At 69.8% G+C, this 8,034-nt stretch carries 10 protein-coding genes; 7 read left to right on the top strand and 3 right to left on the bottom strand.

The window, feature by feature from the left end; genetic code table 11:
* Positions 1–84 precede the first annotated feature (84 nt).
* Both ABZV91_RS22145 and ABZV91_RS22140 read right to left on the bottom strand, forming a co-directional pair.
* Entirely contained in the window at positions 85–531 is a 447-nt protein-coding gene (locus ABZV91_RS22145; RefSeq protein WP_355244765.1) for an SRPBCC family protein, read from the bottom strand.
* Positions 528–929: a metalloregulator ArsR/SmtB family transcription factor gene (locus tag ABZV91_RS22140; protein WP_355244762.1), complete on the bottom strand. Its 402-nt coding sequence runs from the start codon at positions 927–929 to the stop codon at positions 528–530. Before ABZV91_RS22140 ends, ABZV91_RS22145 begins: the two co-directional genes overlap by 4 nt.
* Before the next feature lie 165 nt (positions 930–1,094).
* Here ABZV91_RS22140 and ABZV91_RS22135 point away from each other — a divergent pair, with 165 nt between their 5' ends.
* From ABZV91_RS22135 to ruvB, 4 genes are all read left to right on the top strand, one after another.
* Positions 1,095–1,619 carry an O-acetyl-ADP-ribose deacetylase gene (locus ABZV91_RS22135; RefSeq protein ID WP_355244760.1) on the top strand — a complete coding sequence of 175 codons (525 nt, stop codon included), beginning with the start codon at positions 1,095–1,097 and terminating at the stop codon, positions 1,617–1,619.
* 94 nt (positions 1,620–1,713) lie between these two features.
* Positions 1,714–2,283: a crossover junction endodeoxyribonuclease RuvC gene (ruvC, locus tag ABZV91_RS22130; protein ID WP_355244758.1), complete on the top strand. Its 570-nt coding sequence runs from the start codon at positions 1,714–1,716 to the stop codon at positions 2,281–2,283.
* Positions 2,280–2,882 carry a Holliday junction branch migration protein RuvA gene (ruvA, locus tag ABZV91_RS22125; RefSeq protein ID WP_355244756.1) on the top strand — a complete coding sequence of 201 codons (603 nt, stop codon included), beginning with the start codon at positions 2,280–2,282 and terminating at the stop codon, positions 2,880–2,882. The genes ruvC and ruvA overlap by 4 nt, the downstream gene beginning before the upstream one ends.
* Positions 2,883–2,888: 6 nt before the next feature.
* Positions 2,889–3,977, top strand: coding sequence for a Holliday junction branch migration DNA helicase RuvB (gene ruvB, locus ABZV91_RS22120; RefSeq protein WP_355244753.1), 1,089 nt, complete (start codon positions 2,889–2,891; stop codon positions 3,975–3,977).
* A gap of 64 nt (positions 3,978–4,041) precedes the next feature.
* On the opposite strand, the gene ABZV91_RS22115 is transcribed toward ruvB, so the two are convergent.
* Positions 4,042–4,287: a DivIVA domain-containing protein gene (locus tag ABZV91_RS22115; RefSeq protein ID WP_355244750.1), complete on the bottom strand. Its 246-nt coding sequence runs from the start codon at positions 4,285–4,287 to the stop codon at positions 4,042–4,044.
* 192 nt (positions 4,288–4,479) lie between these two features.
* Between ABZV91_RS22115 and yajC the strand changes: the two genes are divergently transcribed.
* The 3 genes from yajC (at position 4,480) to secF (ending at position 8,032) form a co-directional block, all read left to right on the top strand.
* The gene (gene yajC, locus ABZV91_RS22110) at positions 4,480–4,851 is read left to right on the top strand and encodes a preprotein translocase subunit YajC (protein ID WP_355244747.1); all 372 of its coding nucleotides are present in this window, start codon (positions 4,480–4,482) and stop codon (positions 4,849–4,851) included.
* 104 nt (positions 4,852–4,955) lie between these two features.
* On the top strand, positions 4,956–6,821 hold the full coding sequence (secD, locus tag ABZV91_RS22105; RefSeq protein ID WP_355244744.1) for a protein translocase subunit SecD: 1,866 nt from the start codon (positions 4,956–4,958) through the stop codon (positions 6,819–6,821).
* 2 nt (positions 6,822–6,823) lie between these two features.
* A complete protein-coding gene (gene secF, locus ABZV91_RS22100) occupies positions 6,824–8,032 on the top strand; it encodes a protein translocase subunit SecF (RefSeq protein WP_355244741.1) in 1,209 nt (402 codons plus the stop codon).
* Positions 8,033–8,034: the final 2 nt, after the last annotated feature.

Genomic DNA, 8,034 nt, shown 5'->3' with positions numbered 1-8,034 from the left:
CTTTTTTAACAATTTTTCAATACACGACGATTTTGGGATCTGGGCGTGGCGGGTTTTTTCGCCCCGGTGGGGGGTTTTTTTTTTTTATAATTGGGGGCGTCGCGCATCCGTGCGCGACGCCCCGAGCATGTCCAGGTAGTAATCCCAGCCCGGCCCGATCTCGGGCAGCTGGTCGGGCGCGACCAGATGGTGGACGAAGACGAGTTCGGTCCGACCGTCGTGTTCGGTGAGTGTGACCTCGAGATGCCAGCTGCCGTGCTCGTCGACGGCGCGCAGGGCGAGGCGGTACGGCGGCTCGCACGCATCGACGGTGTACTCGCTCCACGGCTGTCCCTCCTCGTAGGACAACCGCACCTGTATCGTCCGGCCCGGCCCGGGCTCGCCCTGCCACGGCCCGAACCAGCGGGCGGTGCGCTCGGATTCGGTGATACTGGCCCAGACGTCCGCGATCGGGGCGCGATAGGTCCGGGTGAGCACCAGATCGTGGCCGGCCGGTGTGTTCTCCAGGCGGCCGGTGGGGCGGATGGTCATGCGGAGTTCTCCTCGTTGTCGGAAGTTTCCGGGCCACCCGGAGGTGGGGGCCCGGTGTGTGGTCGGTCGGCGGTGGCCCTGCGCTCGCGCCGGGTCCGGTGGACCTCGGTGGCGAGCGCGTCCAGCCGGTGTTCCCACGCCGCCGGTTCGTCCAGGTCGGCGAGCCAGGTGCGTAGCTCGCGCAGTGGGGCGGTGTCCAGCGCGTAGTAGCGCTGTCTCCCCACCAGTTCGTCGCGGACCAGGCCGCTGTCCCGCAGCACCCGCAGGTGCCGGCTGACCGCGGGCCGGCTGATCGGGAACCGGGCGGCGATCGTGCCCGCGGTATGCCTGGTGCCGCCCAGCATCTCCAGAATTTCCCGTCGTATCGGGTCGGCTATCGCCGCGGCCACCTCATCCACGGGAGAAAGCGTAACCAGTGGGTTACGCTTTTGGCCAGTGCCGCGGTGTGCCCGCCGCGCGGCCGGTCGCCACCGGGTGCGCGGCGCCGGCCCTCGGAGGTCTCGATCGGGGGAGCGCGGGCGTGCCATGGGGGACGGTGCGGTGGGCGGCGGCACAATGGCGGCATGGTCGTTGTGACTCTCGTGCAGGGGGATATCACCGAGCAGCGGGTCGACGCGGTGGTCAATGCCGCCAACTCGGAGTTGCTCGGCGGCGGGGGTGTGGACGGCGCGATACACCGGCGCGGAGGGCCCGCGATCCTGGCCGAATGCCGACGGCTACGGGAGACCGACTACCCCCGCGGATTGCCCACCGGGCAGGCGGTGGCGACCACGGCCGGTGAGCTACCTGCCCGATGGGTCATCCACACGGTCGGTCCGGTGTGGTCGGCCCGCGGCGACCGTGCGGCGCAACTCGCCCCACTGCTGGCTTCCTGCTATCGCGAGTCGCTGCGGGTCGCGGACGAATTGGGTGCGCGAACGGTCGCATTCCCGGCGATCTCCACCGGGGTCTACCGCTGGCCGATGGACGACGCGGCCCGGATCGCGTTCGACGCCGTCCGCACCGCGCCGACCCGGGCCGACGAGGTGCGGTTCGTCTTGTACGACACCGCCGCCTACGACATCTTCGCTGCGCAGCAGGCCCGCTGAGCGCCCGGCGACCCGGGTTCGTGTCCCTGGCGTCGAGATACCCGGTCCTGCACTAGACTTCGAACAACTGTTCGTTCTGGGAAGGGAATCGTCGGTGCGGGTGATGGGCGTCGACCCCGGGCTCACCCGGTGTGGGGTGAGCATGGTCGAAGGGGATGCGGGGCGCACCGTCCGGGCGATCGCGGTGGATGTCGTCCGCACCCCGGCCGAGATGGACCTGGCCCAGCGGTTGCTGCGGATCTCCGACGCCGCCGAGGAGTGGATGCGGACTCACCGTCCCGACGTGGTGGCGATCGAGCGGGTGTTCGCACAGCACAATGTGCGCACCGCCATGGGAACCGCGCAGGCGGGCGGGGTCATCGCCCTGGCGGCCGCCCGCCGCGATATCCCGGTCATGTTCCATACTCCCAGTGAGGTGAAGGCGGCCGTCACCGGAAACGGCGGTGCGGACAAGAAACAGGTGACCGCCATGGTCACCCGGATTCTCGGGCTCGCGGCCCCGCCGAAACCGGCCGACGCCGCCGACGCGCTGGCGCTCGCCATCTGTCATTGCTGGCGGGCGCCGCTGCTGGAGCGGATGGCACGGGCCGAAGCCCTGGCCGAACGGGCCCGGCAGCAGTACACACAACGACTGGAACAGCAACGGAAGGCGGTACGCGGGTGATCGCGTCTCTACGCGGCGAAGTCCTCGAACTCGCCCTCGATCATGTGGTTCTGGAGGCATCGGGGGTCGGATACCAGCTCAACGCCACCCCCGCGACCCTGGCCGGGCTCACCCGCGGCGCGGAGGCCACGCTGTTCACCGCGTTGATCGTGCGCGAGGACTCGATGACCCTCTACGGGTTCGCCGACACCGAGTCGCGCGATCTGTTCGGCTTGTTGCAGACCGTGTCCGGGGTGGGGCCGCGGCTGGCCATGGCGGTGCTGGCGGTGCTGGAACCCGAGGCGCTGCGCAAGGCGCTGGCCGCGGGCGATATCGCGGCGCTCACCCGGGTGCCCGGGATCGGCAAACGCGGCGCCGAGCGGATGGTGGTCGAACTGCGGGACAAGGTGAACCTGGTACCGGTGCCGCCGGGTGGCGCGACCGCCGCCGTGCCGGTGCGCACTCCCGTCCGGGACCAGGTCGTGGAGGCGCTCACCGGCCTCGGGTTCGGACTCAAACAGGCCGAACCGGCCGTGGACGCGGTGCTGGCCGAGAATCCCGACGCCGGCAATTCGGCCGCGCTGCGCGCCGCGCTCGGGATGCTGGGCAGGAACCGCTAGGCCGCGATGGAGTACGACGACGACCACGACACCCCCGAATCACCGGTCAGTGCCGGCTACCTGGCCTCCGACGGGGACACCGACTCCGGACTGCGCCCCACCTCGCTCGACGGTTTCATCGGTCAGCCGCGGGTGCGCGAACAGCTCACCCTGGTGCTGCGCGGCGCCCGGGCGCGGGGCGGTACACCCGATCACATCCTGCTGTCGGGGCCACCGGGGCTGGGTAAGACCAGCCTGGCGATGATCATCGCCACCGAACTGGGAACCGCGTTGCGCATCACCTCCGGTCCGGCCCTGGAACGCGCGGGTGATCTGGCCGCCATGCTCAGCAATCTGGTCGCCGGAGACGTGCTGTTCATCGACGAGATCCACCGCATGGCCCGGCCCGCCGAAGAGATGCTGTATCTGGCGATGGAGGATTTCCGGGTCGACGTGGTGGTCGGCAAGGGGCCGGGCGCGACGTCGATTCCGCTCGATATCGCGCCGTTCACCCTGGTGGGGGCCACCACCCGCGCGGGCGCGCTCACCGGCCCGCTGCGCGACCGGTTCGGTTTCACCGGGCATATGGACTTCTACGAACCCGACGAGTTGCTGCTCATCCTGCAGCGCTCCGCGCACATCCTCGGCGTGCGCATCGACACCGACGCCGCCGCCGAGATCGCGGGTCGCTCCCGGGGGACGCCCCGCATCGCCAACCGGCTGCTGCGCCGGGTGCGGGACTACGCGGAGGTCCGGGCCGACGGCCTGGTCTCCCTGGCGGTTGCCCGGGCGGCGCTCGAGGTCTACGACGTCGACCAGGTGGGCCTGGACCGGCTCGACCGCGCGGTGCTGGGCGCCCTGATCCGGGGTTTCGGCGGGGGACCGGTGGGTGTATCGACGCTGGCCGTGGCGGTCGGCGAGGAACCGGCCACGGTCGAGGAGGTCTGCGAACCGTTCCTGGTGCGGGCCGGGATGGTGGCGCGGACGCCGCGGGGGCGAGTGGCGACCGCGGCCGCCTGGGCGCATCTGGGCCTGACACCGCCCCCGGACCTGGCGTTCGGGGCGCTGGAGGTGCGCGGCCGCGAACCGCATCCGACGCTCGACCTGTTCGAATGAGCGCAGGGCCGGCCGGGCCGGAAGCGTCCGCCTGTTCGGCGCGCGGGCCGGTCGGTGCGCCGGATCAGAACCCGAAGCGGCGGCGTACCCGCTCCACGAACTCGTCCACCTGGTCGGGGTGGTAGCCGCGCGAGAAGATACCCGGGGCGGGGCGGATACCGCGCCCGAGGTGTTCGGATGTGAGTGTCGCCCGCCCCGCCAGAGCGGCCGCGACCAGGTCCAGCAGTTCGTCGACATCCTGCTCCCGATAACCGCGACGGCCGAACGGCGCACGCGCGAAGGTGATCTGGTGGACTTCCTCCGGAGTCATCGGTCGATTATCGCGGGACCGGCCGTCGCCCGCCGGGGGTCGGCCGCAGGGTGACAGGGGCCACCGGCCCGGCCCCGGCGCCACCCGGACACCGCGTGTTCGGCCGTGCGGGTGTGGCGCGGATCCGAAGAACTGGCAGACTGTGTGCGTACCTGTCCCCCTCCCCACCCAGATCAGGAACTGACTTCGACCATGGATCTGCTGTTTCCGCTCATACTGGTCGCGCTGCTGGTGCCGATGTTCCTAGGCATGCGCCGCCAGAAGAAAGAGGCCGACAAAGTCGCCCAGATGCAGGACAGCCTGAAGGTCGGTGACCGGGTCACCACCACCTCGGGCCTGTACGGCACCGTGATCGAGGCCGACGACACCAGTGTCGATCTCGAGATCGCCGAGGATGTCGTGACCACCTGGCTGCGTGCGGCCATCCGGGAGGTGCGCGTCGACGACACCGACGCCGAAACCACCGGTGACAGCACCGAGGGCGCCGAGGCGGCCGACTCCGCCGATGCCCCCGCCGCCGAGGAGACTCCGGAGCAGACCGAAACCCGGCTGACCAAGGACTGATCACCACGGCCCGGCCACCGGAACCGGATACCCCGGGCAACCGGTGGTATAGGCATGTGCCGTGGCCGTTCCACCCAGAACTTCCGCCTAGGAGATGACGACCTGTGCCACCGTCCCAGGGATCGGCGCACCAATTCCGCTGGCTCGCCTTGTTCGGCGTGCTGGTGGCCGCGATCTACGCGCTGGTGTTCTTCACCGGTGACAAGTCACCGACACCCAAACTCGGTATCGACCTGCAAGGTGGTACCCGGGTCACTCTGACCGCGCGAACGCCCGACGGGAATCGGCCCAGCAAGGACAGTCTCGCCAAGGCGCAGGAGATCATCGAGAACCGGGTCAACGGTCTCGGCGTCTCCGGATCCGAGGTCGTGATCGATGGGGACAACCTGGTCATCACGGTCCCGGGGGAGGACAGCCAGCAGGCACGAACCCTGGCCAGCACCGCCAAGCTGTACATCCGGCCGGTGCTGAACGCTGCGGCGGCGCCGAACCCGCAGCAACCGGCCCCGGGTCAGACCGCTCCGGGCGGCACGCCGCCGGCCCCGGGCGCGACCGCGCCGGCCCCGGAAACCACTGCCCCGGCCCCCGCGGGCGAAGTTCCCGATACCGGTGCGGAGGGCACGGTCCCCGATACCGGCACCCAGGACGGCACGGCCCCCGATACCGGCGCCACCGCGCCGGCCGAGGAAACGCCCGCCGCCGCGCCGCTGCGGGAGAGCGAGATCGACGTCCACCCGGCCCAGGCGCCCGGCGAACCGCCCGCGGAACCCTCGGCGCTCGCCGAGACAACCCCCGCCCCGGCTCCGCAGGATCCGAACACCCCGCCGGCCGCTCCCGCCGAAGGATCGCTCACCCCGCAGGAACAGGCGCAGCAGGAGATCGAGATGGCCAAGGCCATCCGGCAGAGCACCGACCCCACCACGCAGCAGCTGGCGATGGCGTCCATGGACTGCACCGCCTCCGATCCGCTCGCCGGTAACGACGATCCGAACCTGCCACTGGTCACCTGCTCCACCGACGGTCGAGAGGTGTTCCTGCTCGACAAGAGCCGGATCGACGGGCAGGAGATCGCCAACGCGACCTCCGGCCTGAACACCGAGCAGGCGCGACACGAGGTCAACCTCGAGTTCAAGGGCAGCGGTAGCGATGCCTGGGCCTCGCTCACCGGTGAGTACGTGCAGCAGCGGGTCGCCTTCGTCCTCGATTCGGAGGTGGTCAGCGCCCCCGTGGTCCAGCAGGGCCCTCAGCTGGGCGGACGCACCTCGATCTCCGGTGACTTCACCGCCGCCAGCGCCAAGGAACTGGCCAACACGCTGAAATACGGTTCGCTGCCGCTGTCGTTCCAGACCTCCGAGGCCGAGACGGTCTCGGCGACCCTCGGGCTGTCGTCGCTGAAAGCGGGTCTGCTCGCGGGTGCGGTCGGCCTGGTCGCGGTACTCGTCTACTGCCTGGTCTACTACCGCATGCTCGGGTTTCTCACGGCGTTGTCGCTGATCGGTTCGGGTTTCGCGGTGTACGGGATCATGGTCCTGCTGGGCCGCTGGATCGGGTTCACGCTGGACCTGGCCGGTATCGCCGGCCTGATCATCGGTATCGGTATGACCGCCGACTCGTTCGTCGTGTTCTTCGAGCGGATCAAGGACGAGATGCGGGAGGGCCGAAGTTTCCGGTCGGCGGTACCGCGTGGCTGGCAGCGCGCCCGCAAGACCATTCTGTCCGGTAACGCCGTCAGCTTCATCGCCGCCGCCGTGCTGTACGCACTGGCGGTCGGGCAGGTGCGCGGGTTCGCGTTCACGCTCGGGTTGACCACCATCCTCGATGTGGTGGTCGTGGTCCTGGTCACGGCCCCGCTCGTCCACCTGGCGTCCCGGTCCGCGTTCTGGGCCAAACCATCGGTGAACGGGCTCGGCGCGATGCAGGAGCTCGCCCGCGAACGCAAGGCGGTCGAGGCCGCGGTCGGGAAGGCGTGACGATGAACAGCCCCGTGACGATGGACAAACCTTCCGCGCCGCGCCCCTCCGGCGTCCGGCACAGCTGGTTGAACCGCCTCTACACCGGCACCGGTGTACTCGATGTGGTCGGCAACCGCCGCCGCTGGTACCTGATCACCGCCGGGATCGTGCTGGTCTGCCTGGTCAGCATGGCGGTGCGCGGTTTCACCTTCGGTATCGATTTCGTCGGTGGCTCCCGGATCCAGCTGCCGGCCGGCGATATCACCACCGAACAGGTGGAGACGGTCTACAGCGACACCATCGGTTCGCCGCCCGAATCGGTGCAGACCGTGGGCACCGGCGACGGCAAAACCATTCTCATCCGCTCGGAGACACTGGACGCTCAGCAGCTCGGCGCCCTGCAGACCGCGCTGTTCGACGAGTTCCAGCCGCGCGACGACACCGGCAACCCCAGTCGAAACGCCATCAGCGCCTCCGATGTGAGCGAGACCTGGGGTGGGCAGATCACCCGGCAGGCGCTGATCGCGCTGGCGGTGTTCCTGGTCCTGGTCAGCGTCTACATCGCCATCCGCTACGAACGCGATATGGCCCTGGCGGCGCTGGCCGCCCTGGTCTTCGACCTGATGGTCACGGCAGGGGTCTACTCGCTGGTCGGCTTCGAGGTGACCCCCGCGATGGTGATCGGCATGCTCACCATCCTCGGGTTCTCGCTCTACGACTCGGTTGTCGTCTTCGACAAGGTCGAGGAGAACACCCGCGGGGTGCTGCACACGAGCCGGCGCACCTACGGCGAGCAGGCGAACCTGGCCATCAACCAGACCCTGATGCGTTCCATCAACACCACTCTCATCGGCGCGCTGCCCATCATCGGCCTGATGGTGATCGCGGTCTGGATGCTGGGCGTGGGCACGCTGCAGGATCTGGCGCTGGTGCAGCTGGTCGGCACCCTGGTCGGCGCTTATTCGTCGATCTTCTTCGCGACTCCGCTGCTGGTATCCATCAAGGAACGCTGGGGCCCGGTGGCGGCGCATACGAAGAAGGTGCACGCGCGCCGCGCGGCGCAGGGAAGCGGACGTCCTGTTCCCGGTGCCGAACGGCCCGCGGCGGCACCCGGCAGGCGCCCCGTCGGCGCCCCCGAGGACCCGAACGAGCGCACCCCCCGCAGGACCGGGCCCGGCGGGCCTCCGCCCGGCGCCCGCCCCACCGGAAAACGACAGAGGCGGCACTGACA

Source organism: Nocardia sp. NPDC004568, assembly GCF_040609955.1.
Lineage (GTDB): Bacteria > Actinomycetota > Actinomycetes > Mycobacteriales > Mycobacteriaceae > Nocardia.
The sequence above is the reverse complement of the archived record's forward strand: the minus strand, read 5'-3'. Positions and strand labels throughout refer to the sequence as shown.